This window comes from Peterkaempfera bronchialis (assembly GCF_003258605.2).
In the GTDB taxonomy this organism is placed as follows: Bacteria; Actinomycetota; Actinomycetes; order Streptomycetales; family Streptomycetaceae; genus Peterkaempfera; species Peterkaempfera bronchialis.
In genome coordinates this window covers 1,587,404-1,605,246 of record NZ_CP031264.1, presented here as the reverse complement: position 1 = coordinate 1,605,246, position 17,843 = coordinate 1,587,404, and the positions used below count along the sequence as shown (strand labels likewise).

7 protein-coding genes and 1 pseudogene are annotated in these 17,843 nt (G+C 70.7%); 3 read left to right on the top strand and 5 right to left on the bottom strand.

Going from position 1 to position 17,843, the window contains the following annotated elements; translation table 11 throughout:
* Positions 1-645 precede the first annotated feature (645 nt).
* Positions 646-1,074 (top strand): PucR family transcriptional regulator, encoded by a 429-nt coding sequence (locus tag C7M71_RS31525; RefSeq protein ID WP_229758591.1) that lies wholly within the window; start codon positions 646-648, stop codon positions 1,072-1,074.
* 3 nt (positions 1,075-1,077) lie between these two features.
* Here the strand turns inward: C7M71_RS31525 and C7M71_RS06970 are convergent, their stop codons facing one another.
* The 4 genes and pseudogenes from C7M71_RS06970 to C7M71_RS06950 all read right to left on the bottom strand — a co-directional run bounded on the left by C7M71_RS06970 (position 1,078) and on the right by C7M71_RS06950 (position 7,480).
* Positions 1,078-2,040, bottom strand: a complete 963-nt coding sequence (locus C7M71_RS06970) for an alpha/beta hydrolase (RefSeq protein WP_111489159.1) — start codon at positions 2,038-2,040, stop codon at positions 1,078-1,080.
* A gap of 75 nt (positions 2,041-2,115) precedes the next feature.
* The gene (locus C7M71_RS06965) at positions 2,116-3,438 is read right to left on the bottom strand and encodes an SGNH/GDSL hydrolase family protein (RefSeq protein WP_229758590.1); all 1,323 of its coding nucleotides are present in this window, start codon (positions 3,436-3,438) and stop codon (positions 2,116-2,118) included.
* Positions 3,419-4,108 (bottom strand): polysaccharide deacetylase family protein, encoded by a 690-nt coding sequence (locus tag C7M71_RS06960; protein ID WP_111489160.1) that lies wholly within the window; start codon positions 4,106-4,108, stop codon positions 3,419-3,421. Before C7M71_RS06960 ends, C7M71_RS06965 begins: the two co-directional genes overlap by 20 nt.
* A gap of 154 nt (positions 4,109-4,262) precedes the next feature.
* A pseudogene (locus tag C7M71_RS06950) lies at positions 4,263-7,480 on the bottom strand (DNRLRE domain-containing protein).
* 453 nt (positions 7,481-7,933) lie between these two features.
* Between C7M71_RS06950 and C7M71_RS06945 the strand changes: the two are divergent.
* The gene (locus C7M71_RS06945; RefSeq protein ID WP_111489163.1) at positions 7,934-15,844 is read left to right on the top strand and encodes a ricin-type beta-trefoil lectin domain protein; all 7,911 of its coding nucleotides are present in this window, start codon (positions 7,934-7,936) and stop codon (positions 15,842-15,844) included.
* A 6-nt stretch (positions 15,845-15,850) separates the two neighbouring features.
* Positions 15,851-16,486, top strand: coding sequence for a hypothetical protein (locus C7M71_RS30540; RefSeq protein ID WP_162824161.1), 636 nt, complete (start codon positions 15,851-15,853; stop codon positions 16,484-16,486).
* A 73-nt stretch (positions 16,487-16,559) separates the two neighbouring features.
* Here the strand turns inward: C7M71_RS30540 and C7M71_RS06940 are convergent, their stop codons facing one another.
* Entirely contained in the window at positions 16,560-17,828 is a 1,269-nt protein-coding gene (locus C7M71_RS06940; protein ID WP_111489164.1) for a tyrosine-type recombinase/integrase, read from the bottom strand.
* Positions 17,829-17,843 lie beyond the last annotated feature (15 nt).

The following is a 17,843-nucleotide window of genomic DNA, read 5'->3' as shown; positions in this document are numbered from 1 at the left end:
CGCGCACTACGAGGCGCTGCTGGCAGGAGGCGCCGTCGATCCGCCGGCACTGGTGCGGTCCACCGCCGGCCTGGCCGAATGCCCGGCCGGGCTGGAGTCGGCGGACGGCCGTACGGTGCGGTTCGGCCCGGATGGCATCGCACTTCCGGGAGGGCCGGCTCGGGTGTCCGGGAGCGCCGATCTCGGCGCGGCCGGACGGGTCTGGCTGGAGCGGCCCGGCGGGCCCGGCCCGCTGGACGAACTCGTACTGGAGTGGATGGCGCTGGCCGCCCGCATGGCGGACGGGACACCCGTACGGACCACCGCACCCCATGTGGCCGATCCGGCCCTGGTGGAGCTGGTCCTCTCGGTACGGGAGGCGGTGGCCGACCGGGCGCGGGCGCTGCGGCTGCTCGGGTTGGCGCCCGAGTTGCCGCTGCGGGTGGTCGCGCTGGCCGGCGGCGGTGGCGCCGACGCGGGGGTGCAGGCGGTGGCGCTGATCGGGCGCGGCACCGGGTGGGGGACGGTGCGGTTGGCCGCGCTCGGCCAGCTGGGGGTGGCGCTGATCCAGCGCCGGGGCGGTGGAGCCTCCCCGGCCGGGGAGCTGCGGGCGGTGGTCGGCGAGCGGGCCCGGGAGCAGAGCGGGACCGGGGCCCGGCGAGCGGGGTGCGGGTGGGTGTCGGCGGCGCCGTGGACCCGCTGGACGCGGAGGCGTCCTGGGGGCAGGCACGGCTGGCGCTGCGCTTCGCGGTGGCGGGCGACCCGGTCGAGGCGGTGGTCGACCATGACGCCCTGGGGCCGGTCGCGCTGCTGGGGGCGATCCCGGCCGGGGCGCTCTCCGCGCAGCCGGACGTCCGGGCCCTGCACGGCTTGGCGGGCCGGGACGGGGGCCCGCTGGTCCTGGCCGCGCTGGCGGCGTTCTGCCGTACCGGGTCCCTGCGGCAGGCCGCGACCGAGCTGCATCTGCACCACAGCTCGGTGGCGGCCCGGCTGGCCCATGTCGAGGACGCGCTGGGCTGGCGGCTGCGCGATCCGCAGGACCGTTTCCGCGCCCAACTGGCGCTGTATGCGATGCGGTTGGCCGACCCGCCATGACGGTCACCGCCCCAGCGCCCGGCGCAGCACGGCGACCGCCTCGGCGGTGATGCGCTGGACGACGGCGGCGTGCGGCACCATGGCCGCGCCGTGGAAGGTGCCGGGGAAGAGGTGCAGTTCGGTGGGGACCCCGGCGGCCAGCAGGGCGCGGGCGTAGTCGATGCCCTCGTCGCGCAGCGGGTCGAACTCCATCACGGCGATATACGCGGGCGGCAGCCCGACCAGGTCGGCGGTGCGGGCGCGGGCGGGCGCCGCGTACGGGGGGACGCCGTCAGAACCCGGGGTGCCGGGGCCGAGGTAGGCGTCCCAGCTGATTTCGGCGTTGCGGCGGTTCCACACCGGGGTGTCGGTGAAGCGCCGAGCGCTGGGGGTGGCCAGCCGGTCGTCGACGGCGGGGCTGTGCAGGTGCTGGAAGCGGATGGCCGGGCCGCCCCGGTCGCGGGCGAGCATGGTCAGGGCGGTGGCCAGGCCGGCTCCCGCGCTGTCGCCCCACACCGCGAGCCGGTCGGGCCGCAGGTCCAGCTCGGCGGCGCGCTCGACCAGGGCGCACAGCCCCGCGTAGCAGTCCTCCAGGGCCGCGGGGTAGGGGTGTTCCGGGGCGAGCCGGTAGTCCACGGAGACCACCAGCGCGCCCAGTTCGCGGCAGAACCGCAGGTTGGTGTCGTGGTCCACCTCGGGCGAGCCGAGCACATACCCGCCTCCGTGGATGCCGTAGAGGACCGGCAGCGGGCCGGGGACGTCCCGGGGCCGGTAGGTGCGCAGCAGCAGGTGCCGGGAGGCGTCGCGGCAGGGCACCTTGACCTCCCCCACCTCGACGCCCTCGGCACCGCCCCGCCCCTCGGCGGCGGCCGGGTCCGCCGCCAGCTCCTCCGCCTGGGCGGCCCTGGCCGCCGCGAGGTCGGAGAGGTCGACCTCGGGGGCCATGGCGAGGGCTGCCGCCAGCTCGGGGTCGAAGGGGTGGCGCATACCGGTCCTCCGGGCTTCTCGCAGACGGTCGGTGGTTCGGCCGATCTGCCGTTCGGTGACGGGCGGTCGGGTCGGTCAGCGGAAGAGCCGGAGCGGGACGGCGGCTGCCATCGCCGAGGTCCCGGCGTCGTTGGGGTGCAGGTGGTCGCCGCTGTCGTAGCGGGCGAGCAGCCGGTCGGGGTGGCGGGGGTCGCGCAGCGCCGCGTCGAAGTCGATCACCGCGTCATAGGCGCCGCTGGTGCGGATCCAGCGGTTGACGGTCTGCCGGGCGGCCTCGTTCTCGGGGTTGTAGAAGCCGAAGGTGTCGTCCTTGAACGGGGTGATGGTGGCGCCGTAGACCTTCAGGCCCCGGTCGTGGGCGCGGGCGATGAGCTGGCGGTGGCCCTCGATGATGTCCGCTGCGGAGACCTTCTCGGAGGCGGGGGCGGTGGTGCCGGGGTGGCCGAGGTCATTGACGCCCAGCAGGACGACCAGATAGCGGGCGTCGGGCTGGGCCGCGACGTCCCGGTCGAAGCGGCGGAGTGCGGACTGCCCGAAGAACGCGGCGTAGGACTCGGCATCGGAGCCCGCCGGGGGGTTGGGGTCGTGCAGCAGCCGGTTGCCGCTGATCCCCGCGTTGAGCACGCCCAGCCGGCGCAGTCCGGCGTGGTCGCGGAAGGTGCGGGCGAGCAGGTCGGGCCAGCGGTGGTCGGCGTTGGGCGTGGTGTTGGCGCCGTCGGTGATGGAGTCGCCGAGGGCGATCACGGAGGCGGCGCGGCGCTCCTTGGAGGCGACGCTGACCCCGGTCAGGAAGTACCAGGCGTCCATCGTCGCGGTCGGCCGGATGGCGGCCGAGGCCGTGGCATTGCCGGCGGCGACGAAGTTGTGCTGGAAGGAGAAGGCGTGCAGGGTGCTGCCGGGCGTACGGCGCGGCAGATAGAGGCTCACCACCAGGTCGCCCCCGGCCGGTACCGGCAGCGCGACCGGGTCGCTGAGGAGCGGGGCGCCCGCCGGGACGGTCACCGAGGTCCGGCCGCCGAAGGTCACCCGGTGGTCGGTGCGCGGGTCGATCCGCTGTCCGTCGGACCCGGCGGGGCGGGCCACCCGGGCTTCGCCGATCACCAGCGGCTGGTCGCCGAACTCGTTGGAGAGCCGGATGCGCACGGCGCCGCCGCCACTGCTGAGGTGCACCGTCTGCCGGATCGTCTGCTTCTCGAAGACCGTCACGACCGTGGGCGGGGTACTGGTGGGCGCGGTCGCCCAGCTACCGGTCCAGCTGCAGGTGGCGGCTTTTGGGGCGGCGGCTTTTGGGGCGGCGGCCTTCGGGGTCGCGGCCTTCGGGGTGGCAGCTGTGGCCGGCGCGGCAGCCAGGACGAGGAGCGAGGCGAGCAGTGCCACGCTACGGGCGAGGGTGCGCACAGTGGTCTCCTGGGCGTCGGGTCGGGTCGGCGGGCAGGCCGAAGCTCCAGCCCCTGGCGTGGAGGGCGGGGATGAACCGGTCGACGGCTTCGACGGTCCCGGAGCGGTCGCCGCCGCCGTCGTGCAGCAGCACCACCGCGCCCGGCGCGGTGCCCCGCTCCAGGCGGCCGACCAGTTCATCGGCGCCCGGCGCCTCCCAGTCGCCGACCTCCAGCCGCCACCCCAGCGACTGCATCCCCAGCTCGGCGGCGACCTGCGGGGTCCGCCCCCATCTCCCGTACGGGGCGCGGAACCAGGGAACCCGAGCCCCCGGGGCCGCGCTGCGGATCAGCGCATCGGCCTGCGCCAGGTCGGCGCGGATCCGCTCCGGCGGCCAGCCGCTCATGTCGTCATGGCGCATGGAGTGGTTGCCCAGCTGGTGGCCGTCGGCAACGATCGCCCGCACCAGCTCCGGCGCGGCCTGCACCTGGTCGCCGCGCAGGCAGAACACCGCCGTGACCCGGTGCCGACGCAGCACCGCGAGCAGTCCCGGTGTGTGCTCGGGGTCGGGGCCGTCGTCGAAGGTCAGCGCGACCGTGTCGCCGCCCTGCCGGGTGGAGTCCACCACGGCGGCCCTGGTGCCCATGGCGCTGTCCAACGCTTCCCTCTCGTCGGGTGGGATGGTCGTCATACCATTCCATCGAACGCCCGGCCTGGTCATCCGACAGGCGTCGGGCAAGCCGCCACTCCCATCCGACAACCGCTCGCCCCCACCATCCACCCAAGCCGCCGCCGGCCACCCGAGCTGTCAGTGGGGGCGAGCCGCGCCCGCCCGCGAGAGGGTCTCAGCCGAAAGCCTTGACCTTCGTCCAGTCCGCCGTCAGGACGATCCTCACGGGGGGCTTGGTGTTGGTCGTGGTCGGGTGGTACACCCGCATCTGCCCGTCCGACGCGTAGCGGGCCCACATGTCGGGCACCTTGTCCCCGTTCACATCAGGGATGCCGATGACCGTCGACACGTTCCCCTCCGACCAGTTGGTCCCGTACGAGACGTCCCCGTCGCGGGAGTTGGCGGCCACCATCAGCGAGGCCAGGTCGACGCTGCCGGTGGCCGTGCCCGGCTTGCCGTGGCGGAGGTACATATTGCCGTTGTCCAGGTTGCGCCACAGCAGGTCAGGGGTGCCGTCCAGGTCGATGTCGGCCACATTGACGATGTCGCGGCGGGTCCAGGTCTCGCCGCCCATGAGGGTCGCCTGCTGGAAGCTTGCGCCTGTGTAGCCGGTCAGCGCCCAGAACGCGCCTCCGGCCCGCAGGAACAGGTCCGGCAGCTTGTCGCCGGTGACGTCGCCGACCGCCTTGATCTGGGTCCAGGTCGCCGGGTCCGGTGCGTTGGCGGGCAGCCTGACCCGCAGCCGCTGGTCCACGTTGAAGCTGCCGTAGCCGTCGCCTGGGTAGAGCCAGAAGCGGCCGTCAGGGGTGCGGGCGAACAGGTCGGTGACGCCGTCGCCGGGGTAGGCGTCCGAGTACTTGCTGATCAGGGCTGCCTTCCCGGTGGCGGGGTCGTACCAGTGGCCCGGGGGGTTGAGCTTGTTGCCGGTGGCGTAGGAGGCGGCGAGGGAGCCGTACAGTCCGCCGTCCACGTCGCCGGGGTAGGTCCGCAGATTGCCGGAGGCGTCCACGATGATCAGGTCGGCGCGTCCGTCGCCGCCGGTGTCGCCGGGCCCGTCGGCCGTGTCGCGCGGCGGCACATAGAAGACATAGTCGGTGCGGACGCTGCGGTTGCCGACCGCGTCATAGGCTACACGTGCAGATAGGTGGGGCCCGAGTGAGGCGGCTTGAGGTCGGTCACGGTGGCGGTGCCGGAGGTGGCCTTGACCTCCTTGGCGTTGAGGCCCTCGAAGGCGTAGCTGAACTTGGCCGCGCCGGCGGCGGTGAAGGTGATGGGACCGGGCTGGCCGAACTTCGCGGTCGCCCAGGTGGCGCCGTCGGGGGTGGCCTCCTTGAACACCGGGCTGGTGACGTCCGGAGCCGGGGGTGCGGAGGCGTCGACGGTGATGCGGCAGGGTTCCGCGCCCGGCGGGAAGTAGCTGGAGACGGCTCCCGTCGTGTCCTCGGCGCGCACGTCCCATGAGTAGGTGGCCTTGTCCTCCAGGCTGGTGGAGGGGATCGTCAGCGTGGCCTTGCCGCTGCTCAGGCTGGTGACGAGGGTCCCGGCGGGAGCCGTCCCGCCGTTCTTCCAGAAGCGGAAGCGCAGGCCCTTCAGATTGCCGTCGGGGTCCGTGGCGGTCGCCGAGAGGACGATATTGGTCCTGGCGACCGCACGGCCTGCCCCGGGACCGGGCACGCAGGCGCCGCCGGGTGATGTCGTGCCCCCGGTCGGCTCGTTGGGCTTGCGGTTGTAGACCATCTCCAGCGCCGCGTCGGTGGCCCGGAACTTGCGCCAGGTCTGGGTGTCGGACTCGTTGGTGGCCTGCATTCCGAGCGTGATGCTGGACCAGCCGGAGTCCGCGCCGACCTGAGCGGCCTTCCGCACGTCGAACATCACATAGTCGTCGGCGCAGGCGCTGGACCAGCCATGGGCGAAGGAGAGCTTGTCCTGCAACGTCGTCCAGGCCGGCTGCTTGGCCCAGGTGGTGCCGGAGGAGATGGCGCCGGTCAGCCAGAGCTGGAACTCACGGGTCGTGCAGGACCAGGAGTGGTTGTTCAGGACCTTGAACTTCGCCGACGTGATGTCCGCGCCGCTGAGGCTGCTGGAGTAGCCCAGACGCCAGAAGGACCGGGCGGTGCCCTTGGTGTCGCTCTCATAGCCCACCCGGGCGTCCGAGGTTCCGGAGTTGAAGTTGGTGCCGTTGTAGAAGCTGGTGTTGGGATACGGCTTGTAGGCGGTGGTCCACGCCTGCCAGCCGCCGGTGAGCGTCGGGTCCAGGAAGACGGGGAAGCGGACGTCCTGGTCGGTGAGCAGACCGGTGGCCGCGACCTCCAGGCTCAGGCGGGCGCTGCCGGTTCCCTCGCCTTCGAGCCGGGTCGGCAGCGGACTCCTGTGGGCACCCGGCTCGATGCCGCTCAGACCGGAGAGCGCCAGCACATCGGAGGCGGTGGCCACGGCGGTTCGGGGGGCGGTCTCGGGGGCCTCGGGGTCCTGGCCGGAGGAGTCCCAGGCGAACGGCGTGGGGATCGAGGCGATCTCCTCCCCGCTGCCCGGGTCGAGGACCTGCACCCCGCCGGTGGTGCCGTCGTGCCGGAAGACCGCCGTCTGCGAACGCAGGCCGTAGGTCAGGGTGCTGAGAGCCTCCTGTGCGGCGGCTTCCCGGGTCTTGACGATGAGCAGCTGTCCGAAGCCGCCCTCCTCCCGGGCGACGAGCAGCAGGTCCACGCCCGGCAGGACCTCGGGGTAGAGGGCGCGGGGGCCGTCGAGCACCGGCTCCGGCAGCGGACCGGGCCAGGCGTAGGCCACGGTGTGACCGGCGATCTCCAGCTCGGCCAGGACGGTCTCCCCGGCGGGAGCACCGCCGCCCTCTGCGGTGAGCCGGACCCTGCTCTGCGAGCGCTCCGCGCGGCGCTCGTCCTGCCGGGCTCCGTCGGAGTCGCCGTTGGAGCGGCCGTTGGAGCGGCCGTTGGAGCCGCCGTTGGAGAAGCGTACGGGGACAGGGGCGTTGACGGGTCGAATCCCCAGCCCGCCGGCGGTGTTCCCGGTCCGCTCCAGCCTGGTGTCGATGGCCGCCCAGGTGCCCTGCGCGTTCCTCGCCCGCTGGGGCACGGCGTGGATCCGGGTACGCCACTGGCCGCTCGGCAGCGCCCAGGTGAGGGAGGTGGCGGTGGTGGCCGTCTCCACAAGCACCTGCTTGCCGCTGCGGCGTGCCTCGGCCAGGGCGGCGGCCTCGTCGCGGAGTCCGGTCGCCGCCGGACGGGCGTCAACGGTCCCGCCCTGGCGGGTACGCGTGCTGTCTTCCGGCTGCCACCACGGCAGCAGGGAGGCGGTGAGTGCGGCCAGAAGAAGGCCAAGGGTGCAGAGCAGCCTGGTGCGGGTGCGCACAAAGGGGCTGAGGAGGCGAGGCGCGGTCACGGCGGTCTACTCCCGTGGGGACCAGGCGGAAAGGGGGCGGCACAGAGAACCCCGTTCGGCGGGCCGCGGGGCAGAGAACGCGCACACGATCGCACACATCCGGGCAGGTGAACCCGGAGAGGAAAGTTTATTGATTCGGTATCAAAGCCCGGCGGTCGAGGAGAGTGACGCCCGATATGTCTGGATCTGAGGTGTTGTCGTCAGAGTAAAGATACGGGAAAGAGATGGTTTACCCGGACCATCTGAATGATCGTCGTTTATTCGTTCTGATTGCTGATGCACAGTGGGGCATTTCACTTCCACACCCCTGCCGTCACACCCCGTGATCTTGAATGAGGCGGTGGCCGTACCGGAGAGTTCTGGGCGCACACGCCTCAACCGGCCTGTGCCCCTTGGTGTCCTCACACCTCGATCCATTCCTCTTCCTTCGCGCCCGGGTGGGAGTCGACACGTATGCGTGCTACAGGTCCGCTGTCCTGGCGGGGGCGTGGCCGACCGGCCCTGCCGGAGTCCGCCCGCCGCCGGCGGAGTCGTGCCCGCACGGCGATCGTCCTGCTACTGGCCTCCGCGCTGACGGCGACGAGCCTGTCCGCCCCGGCCTGGGCGGTGCCCGGCCCCGGCATGCACCGCGAGGATACGCAGCTCGAACTGCCGGACCTACCCGAGCGCGAGGCGGTCACCCAGGACCAGAACGCCGAGACGGACCTGACCACCGCCGACGAGGTCCCGGTGGTCCCGTACGAGCCACAGGCCGTCACCCCCTGGAAGCCGGAAAGCGGCACCGTGGACCTGACCGGAGTCCAGCCCGGTGCCACCGCTCCCGTCTCCGACCTGCCGGTTGCCCTCGGAGTCCCGGAGGGCGGCGACCCGGCCGCCCTCGCCGGCCGGTGGACCGTGGAGCTGGCCGCTCCCGAGGCATCCCAGACCGCGGGTGTCTCCGGCCTGATCATGCGGATCACGCCGCCCGCCGACGCCGACCCGGCCGCCGAGGTCGCCCTCAGCGTCGACTACACGGCCTTCGCCGATCTCTACGGTCCGCAGGCCGCCGACCGCTTCGGCCTGATGCTGCTCCCCGGCTGCGTCCTCACCTCCCCCTACAGCGGCGAGTGCGCCCCCGACGCGGATGTGGAGGCCGTGTCCGCCGGGGCCCCCGGCGTGGAGGCGCGGACCCTGTCCGCCACCCCCGGCGAGCACACCTTCCAGCCGCTGCCCAGCGAGGTGGAGCTGCTGCCCACCGAGGCAGCGCCCACCCGCACCATGGCCGCCGAGGACACACCGACCCGACGCGTCATCACCGGCACCGTGCCCGTCGGCCAACTGGTCGGCGGCGCCCCCACCTCCGCCCCCGCCTCCGGGGCCAGCGGGGCCAGCGGGGCTTCGGTCCACACGGCCGCCCTGACCGCCGCCGACGAGCCGAGCCCGCGAGTCGTCGGCGCGCTCGACACCGGCGCCTCGGCGGCAGGCGACTACACCGCCACGCCACTGCTGTCCTCCGGCTCCTGGGCCGCAGGCTCCTCCTCCGGTGCGTTCACCTACTCGTACCAGGTGCAGACGCCCGAGACGGCGGGCGGCCTCATGCCGAAGGTGGCCCTCTCGTACTCCTCGCAGTCGGTGGACGGCCGCACCTCCGCCACCAACAACCAGGCGTCCTGGATCGGCGACGGCTGGGAGTACGGCGCGGGAGCGATCACCCGTACCTACGCCGGCTGCACCCAGGACTCGAAGAAGGCGGGGGCGAACAACGCCAACCACCGCACCGGCGACCTGTGCTGGGGCTCCGACAACGCCACCCTGTCCCTCGGCGGCATGACCACCGAACTGGTCTGGGACCAGGACCAGGAGACCTGGACCACCGCCAACGGCGACGGCTCCAGGGTCCAGCTGGTCAAGGACACACGCCTGAAGAACGGTGACGCGGACGGCGAGTACTGGATCGTCACCACCCGCGACGGCACCGCCTACCACTTCGGCCTCAACCGCCTGCCCGGCTGGTCCGACAAGGGCACCCCCGACACCTCGGACGACGACCCGGTCACCGACTCCGTCCTGACCGTGCCGGTGTTCGGCAACCACAAGGAAGAACCCTGCTACAAGGCGGGCGACTTCGCCGGTTCCTCCTGCGCCCAGGCATGGCGCTGGTCTCTCGACTACGTGGAGGACGTCCACGGCAACGCCATGTCCCTGTGGTGGGTGCGCGAGACCAACTACTACGCGAAGAACTTCAACTTCAAGGCCCCGGTCGCCTACCACCGCGGCGGCCACCTCGCCCGCATCGACTACGGGCAGCGCAAGGAGACCCTCTTCTCGGCCGCACCGCTGGCCCGCATCGCCTTCACCGTCGCCGAACGCTGCCTCACCGTGGGCACCCTCACCTGCACCGAGGCCAACTTCACCGACAAGGACCCCGGCAAGTACCGCATCTGGTACGACACTCCGGCGAATCTGCGCTGCGCCTCGGGTCAGATGTGCTGGAACGCCTCGCCGTCCTTCTTCTCCCGTCACCGCCTGGACAAGATCACGACATCGGCGCAGCGCACCAGGGGCTCGACCGGCCTCCAGCCCGTCGACTCCTACCAGCTGAAGCACTCCTTCCCCGTCCTCAAGACCGGCCCCAACACCGCCCTGTGGCTGGAGTCGATCACGCGCACAGGCCACGGCGCGGACGGCAGGACCGCCGCCACCCTCAACCCGGTGCGCTTCGAGTACAACGACGAGGACATGCCGAACCGCGTCAAGCGGGCAGGCGGCGACCCGCGCCCCGGCTTCTCCCGGCTGCGCATCGCCCGCGTCATCAACGAGTACGGCGGCGAGACCGTCGTCACCTACCGCGAGCCCGCAGGCCAGTGCGCCACCGGCAGCGGCCTGCCCGGCAAGGACGACACGGCCGCACTGAAGGCCAACACCCGCCTGTGCTACCCGGCCTTCTGGCACCCGGACCCGGAGAAGGAGGACATCGACTGGTTCCACAAGTACGTGGTCGCCGGCATCGAGGAACTCCCCAATGTCGACGGCGCGTTCAGCACCGTCACCGCCTATACGTACACAAACGCCGGGTGGCGGCTCGCGGAGCAGGAGTTCACCAAGAAGTCCACCCGCACCTACTCCGAGTTCGCCGGCTTCGAGCGGGTCGCCGTCCTCACCGGTGCGGATGACCCCGCCATCGGCAGTAGGCGGTCCAAGTCCGTCACCCGCTACTTCCGCGGCATGGGCGCGACCGTGCCTGTGAAGGACATCAGCGGCACCATCGAGATCGCCAAGGACAAGGAGCCCTTCGCCGGGCGCATCGCCGAGGAGCTCACCTACGCCGACGCCGGCGACGCCGACACCGCCTGGCTCACCCGCAGCATCACGTACCCCGAGGCCACCGAGCTCGCCAAACGGGAGCGCGACGACGGCCTCAGCGCCCTGCGCGCCTGGCGTGTCACCGAGCCCCGGCAGGTCTCGTACACCAAATCCTCCGGCACTGGCGACGACAAGCGCACCGAGCGCGTGGTCGAGACCAGGACGACGTTCGAGCCGACCTATGGCCTGCCCACGCAGGTGGAGATGCTGGGCGACACCGGGAAGAGCGGCGACGAGTCCTGCACGCTCCTGGAGTACGTCGACAGCAGCGACAAGCACATCATCGGCCTGACCAAGCGGTCCCGCACCAGCCCGACGACCTGTGCGAAGGCCAACTTCGACGATCTGAAGACCCTGAGCGATGCCTTCCTCGTCGCCTACGACGGCCAGAAGTACGGTGCCGACCTGGCCGAGACGACCCGCGGCCTCGCGACCCGGACCTGGTCGCTGAAGGCCGACGGTTCCGACTACCAGTCCGACGGCACCACCGAATTCGACGCCATCGGCCGCGTCACCAGGCGCACCGACCCCGACGGCAACTCCTCCACGATCAGCTACGACCCGCCCACCGGGCAGGCGTACAAGGTCATCGAGAAGGACCCGCTGCTGCACCAGCAGACCAGCGAACTGGACCCCGGCCGGGCCGTCTCCCTCAAGACCACGGACGTCAACGGGCACAGCAGCGAGGCCAAGTACGACCCGCTGGGCCGCCTCGTCGAAGCCTGGGCTCCCGGACGCACCCCCTCCACCACGGCCGTGCCCGACTTCAGGGCCGTGTACGCCACCCCGGTCGGCAAGCCGCCGTACGTCACCACCCACACGCGCGGCCACGAGGACCGCGTCGAGACCGCCGTCACCTTCTACGACGGCCTGGGCCGCGAGCGGCAGAGCCAGGAGCAGGCCACCGGCGGCGGCATCCTGGTCACGGACACGCTGCACAACAGCTCCGGCGAGGTGTGGCAGACCAACAACGCCTACTTCGCCAAGGGCACTCCCAGCGGCAAGCTGTTCACCCCGCTCGCCGACACGGCCGTGCCCAACGCCACCCGCTATACCTACGACGGCCTCGGCCGCGTGGTCGAGGAAATGCCCGTCCTGCGAGGCAAGGAGAGTGCGGACCGGGCCACCCGCTACGCCTACGGCGCGGACCACTCCACGGTGATCAACCCGGCGGGCGCCGCCTCCTACAAGCTGTACACGGACGCGCTGGGCCGCACGGTCCGCGTGGACACCTTCAGCAACGCCGCCCGCACCGCGTTCACCACGATGGAGTACACGTACAACGCGCGCGGCCTGCTGGAGAAGGCCACCCACTCCGCCGACCCCGGCCACGCCTGGTCCTGGACCTACAACCAGCGCGGCCTGGTGAAGACCGCCACCGACCCCGACGCCGGCACCACCCAGACCACCTACGACCACCTCGACCGGCCGAAGACCATCACCAATGCGCGCGGCGTCACCGTCTGGACCGGCTACGACAAGGTGTCCCGCCCCACCGAGCAGCGGCTCGGCGGCGACACCGGCACCCTGCTCGCCGAATACACCTATGACACGGCCGCCGGCGGCAAGGGCCTGCCCGCCTCCGCCACCCGCTACACCGACGGCCTGCCGTACACCCTGAAGGTCGGCGGCTACACCCCCGACTACCAGCCCGTCTCCACCGCCCTCACCCTGCCGAAGTCCATAGCCGACGCCTGGGGCCTCAAGCCCTCATATGGCTACGGCTACACCTACTCGGACACCGGCCTGGTGGAGACGGCCACGCTGCCCGACGTCGGCGGCTTCAGCTCCGAGCAACTGGTGGTGCGCTACGACAAGGACGGCCTGCCGCTGTCCGTGTCCGGCAAGAACTGGTACGGAGCCGAGGCGGTCTACTCCGCCTACGGCCAGGTGCTGCGCTCCACCCTCGGCGCACAGCCCAACCGGGTGTGGGCCCTCGCCAACTACGACGAGGCCAGCGGCGCGCTCACCGACCAGCAGGTCTTCCGCGAACAGACCGGGGACACCGCCCTCGTCGGCGGCAGCCTTGTCTCGCACCGCTCGTACTGGTACGACAACGCGGGCAATGTCACCGCGATCCGCGAGAACTCCGTCGGCATCGAGGAGCGGCAGTGCTTCACCTATGACCCGGTCGGCCAGCTGAAGAAGGCTTGGACCTCCAAGGACCAGGCGTCCTGCGCCACCGGGCCGGTCAAGGCGGACGGGACCGTCAACGTGACCGCCGGGACCGACGGCTCGGGCTTCTGGCAGGAGTACGAGTACGACCTGCTCGGCAACCGCAGCAAGCTGGTAGAGAAGGACCTCACCGGCAACACCGCCAAGGACGCCGTCACCGACTACGCCTACGGCAAGGCCGACGGCAGCCAGCCCCGCACCCTCACCAAGGCGACCAGGAGGTACACCACCCCGGCCGGTGCCCAGGTCACCGCCGAGGCCGAGCGGCTGTACGAGCTGACCGGCGAGACCAAGTCCGTCACCTCGCTCCAGAACGGCGACAAGCAGGAGCTCAGCTGGACCTGGGACGGCCAGGTCGAGCGGATCACCGGCCAGGGCAGCGGCGGGAAGACCCCCTACGTCGGCCTGGCAGAGAAGTGCCTCGACCTCAAGTCCGGTGCCGCGGCGTCCGGTCAGCCGATCCAGCTGTACAGCTGCAACACCTCGCCCGCCCAGAAGTGGACCTTCACCCCCTCCCCGGGCCAGGGCGACCCCAACCTGGGTGCCCTGTCCATCCACGACGGCTGGTGTGCCCAGCCCGCCGCCAACACGGCCGGTTCGGCGATGCAGCTGCAGAAGTGCAGCGGCGCTGCCGCACAGCAGCTGAAGCGCAACACCTCCACCGGGCAGCTCACCCACCAGTCCTCCGGCCTCTGCCTCGCCGTCAAGGACTCCGCCACCGCCGACGCCACCCCGATCGTGCTGGCCACCTGCGGCACCTCCGCCGCCCAGACCTGGGAGGCGCAGAACCAGACCCGCCACATCTACGGGCCCGACGGCTCCCCGCTGCTGACCATCCAGAACCGGCAGGCCACCCTGCACCTGGGCGAGGCCGAGGTCACCGTCCAGCAGGGCGGCACCCTGGTCAACACCCAGCGCTCCTACGCGGTCCCCGGCGGCACGGTCCTGCGCTACGCGTACGGTTCCGCCGCCGCACAGCTCACCGCCCTCGTCGGCGACCACCAGGGCAGTGCCTATGCGGAGGTCGTCCTCAGCGGCTCCATGGTGGTCCGGGTCCGCAAGCAGGACCCCTTCGGCAACCAGCGCGCCGCCGGCGCCACCGCCGCCAACCTCCAGACCCACACCGGGTTCCTCGGGGCGACCCGCGACGACGCCTCCGGCTACACCCTGCTCGGCGCCCGCCTGTACGACCCCGCCGTCGGACGCTTCCTCTCCGCCGACCCGGTCCTCGACCTGGCGGACCCGATGCAGGCCAACGGCTACGCCTACGCCCACAACAACCCGGTCACCCTGTCCGACCCATCGGGCCTGTCGGTGGCGCTGACCGCCTCCGAACTGGCCGCCGCCCTGGCGGGCGCGGGCCTCACCGCAGCCCAGGTCGCCCAGTCCCAGGCCGCCATGAACCGCTCCCTCACCTCGGTGATCCTCTCCGCGGCCTGGGAGGTGCTGGCCGACTTCATCGGCATCAACGACGCCATATCCTGCTTCGGCGGCGACATGTGGGCCTGCGGGGGCGTCATCGTCAGCGCGATCCCCTGGAGCAAGCTCGGCAAGATCCCGTCGGTGTTCAAGGCCGTCAACCGCACCATCTCCGCCATCCAGGCATGGCGAACGGCCAAGAAAGCGGCCGAGGCCGTGCTGGCCGCCGCCCGCGCGGCCGAACGCGCGGCGCTCAGCGCCAAGAAGGCGGCCATCGAACGGGCCAAGAAGGCCGCCCAGGCGGCCAAGAAGAAACCCACCAGCAAGCTGGACACAACCAGCAACAGCGCGGTCAACATCACCAAGAAGACCGGCAACCCGGTCCAGAAACAGGCCCAGGCCAAGGCCAACCCCAAGGGCTCCTCCGCCTCCGGAACCAGCGGCGGCAAGAGCCCGTCCAAACCTGGCGGCTCCTCCGGCGGCTCCGCCCGCAGCAGCGGCGGCACCAGCGGAAGCGGCGGCTCGGGCAAGGCCGACGACGGCTGCACCAGCAACAGCTTCACCTCAGGCACCCAGGTCCTGATGGCCGACGGCACCGCCAAGCCGATCGAGGACATCAAGCCCGGCGACCAGGTCAAGGCCACCGACCAGGAGACGGGCACCACCCGGGCGGAGACGGTCACCGCCGAGATCAAGGGCGAGGGCGTCAAGCACCTGGTGCAGATCACCATCGACACCCACGCCCAGGGCGGCCCGAAGACCGCCGAGATCACCGCGACCGACGGCCACCCCTTCTGGGTCCCCGAACTCGGCAAGTGGATCGATGCCACCGACCTCCAGCCCGGCCAGTGGCTCCGCACCAGCGCCGGCACCCACGTCCAGATCACGGCGATCAAGCACTGGACAGCCCAGCAAACCACCGTCCACAACCTGACCGTCGGCAACCTCCACACGTACTATGTGCTCGCGGGGGCCACGCCGGTCCTGGTTCACAACTGTGGCCCAGGGGTTGCGACTGAAGACGATGCAATGCTCGCACTTGGCCGTGCGGAAGAATTGCAGGCCTCGCGTAATGACTACTTCATGGCGGACGTTAAGGGCACTACGGCAGTAATCGGCGTCTTTAACTCCAAAACGAAGGCGTTCACCACCCGCATTGGAATCAATGGAGGTGGTGCTATGCCGTCCGGCTGGACGTTGCGGCCAGGGGAGGAGTTCGTGCAGGCTGCCGGGCATGCAGAAGAAGGGATTCTCAACAGTTTGGGCCCCAACGAGCATGCTGTGTTTGGTGCGGCATCAAGAAACTTCTGCGTTTCCATCTGTTTGCCCATGCTGAATACCCGGGGGATAACAGCGGGAGGTGCGGGGATACGTGGTCATGCCGCACAGAACTCGCCATTCACAATCTTCTGGGCCACTGGAGGCTAGAGGGATATGGAGATTTCGCCGGAACTGCAGGCAATCTCGAATGCTTCGGAATCTGAACTGGCGCTGATTTGCGCCGCAGCAGCGGAGCGGGGTGCTGGCTTCTGTCGATCCCTTGGCCGGTCGGAGCAGTCTGAGTGGGTCGCCGCATCGCTCGGTCTCGTCTGGGCGGCAGCTGCTGGGGATTCCGTGCAGGATGAGTGCGCCGAGGCGCTGGATGAGCTAGAGCTGGAATCTCAGGATGGCGAGGATGATTCCTCTCAACCTGAGTTCTATGTGGCTCAATCCATGGCGTTGGTCGGCAACGCTCTCGCGGTTTCAATGAGGCCATCCGCCGTAAAGGCCGAGATGGCTATCAACACCGTCAGGTCACTGCTCTCCATGCTCGACTTCAAGGTAGGTGGAGAGAAGCCTGTGGTCGTCAGATATGGCGACCCCTCCCCTCCAGTAGGACCTCTTGTTCAAATGGAGATCGACGCGGAGCGTGAAATAATTGACGTTCTTGCTCGTGAGGCGACAGTTTCTGGTCAGGGAGCACCTCGCGCCTCGGTTGTGAACCGAATCCAGGCATCATCGACCGGCTTCAGTGAGAGGCTGGCGCCTTCCATCGAAGAGGTTGCCGCGCTTAGCAACTGGGAACTCTAGCGGCATAGCGAACCGTCAAAGCCCCGCCAGCATGCACGCTGGCGGGGCTTTGACGGCAACGCTGACGGCAACGTCAGCGGATGACCGTTGCAGCAGGTGGGGCGTCAGGGTCGTCGTCGGTCGGGCCGAGGGCGTTGCCAAGGGTGTCGATGGCTTGGCGTTGGAGGCGGAGTCGGACGTGGGTGTAGACGCCGGCGGTGACGCCGATGTGGGCGTGGCCGAGGAGTTCCTTGATCACGACGAGGTCGACCCCCTGTTCCAGGAGCAGAGTGGCGGTCGAGTGGCGTAGGTCGTGGAAGCGGATGCGTCGGAGTCCGGCCCGGCCGAGGAAGCTGCGGAAGCGGCGGGTGAGGTTGGCCGGGTCGAGAGGCCGTCCTATGGGCGTGGTGAAGACGAGGCCGTTGTCTCTCCAGTCCGGCCCTGCGTTCTCGCGCTCCGTGTCCTGCCGTTCCTTGTGTTCCTGGAGGGAGTCGATGCATTCGGTCGGCAGCGCAATGCGACGCTCGGAGGCCCGGGTCTTGGTGGGCAGTTGCGTGAGGCCAGCGGTGCGGGTGCGCTGGAGCGAGCGGCGGATGTTGGCCGTTCCGGTGGTGAGGTCGAGGTCTTCCCAGTGCAGGCCGAGGAGTTCGCCTTTGCGGAGTCCGGTGCGCAGGGCGAGTTCGTACAGGGCGTCGAGCCGGTCGGCGCGGGCTGCGTCGAGGAACTGGCGGACTTCGGATGCGGTGAGGGGCGGGAAGCGCCTCGGCCGCTGCGTGGTGGTCTTGACGTTCCGGGCGACGTTGCGGGGCAACTCGTCCTCCCGGACCGCGTGCTCCAGCGCCGACTTGAGCACCGAGTGCACGTAGGTCACGGTCAAAGCGGACAGCCGCTTCTGGCAGCACTCGCCGATCGCGCAGCACTTCTTCCGTTCGGTGTCGAGTCCCTGGGTGCAGCACTGGCAGGTGGTGCGGAGCCGGTCGAGGAAGGTGCGCACGTCCTTGGCGGTGAGGCGGGCGATCTTCTTGGTGCCGAGGCCGGGGATGAGGTGGAGGCGGACGCAGGTGGCGTAGCGGGTGTGGGTGTTCTCGCGGAGTCGGTGGATGGCGACGCTGCCCAGCCAGTAGGTGAGGTAGTCGCCGACGGTGCTGTCGGCGGTGGCGACGGGCAGCCCGCGGTTGCTGTCGGCGATCTTTTCGGCGAGCTTGTCGGCCGCGTTCTTGCGGGTGGTGCCGTAGACCCGGACGCGTTTGCGGGTGCCGTTGGCGGCGAGGACGTAGCCGGTGGCTTCCCAGCGGCCGTCCTTGCGTTGGTAGATGGTGCCTTCGCCGTTGGCGCGGGCCTTCCTGCGCTGGGGGGCGGTCATCGGGCGGCCTCTTCT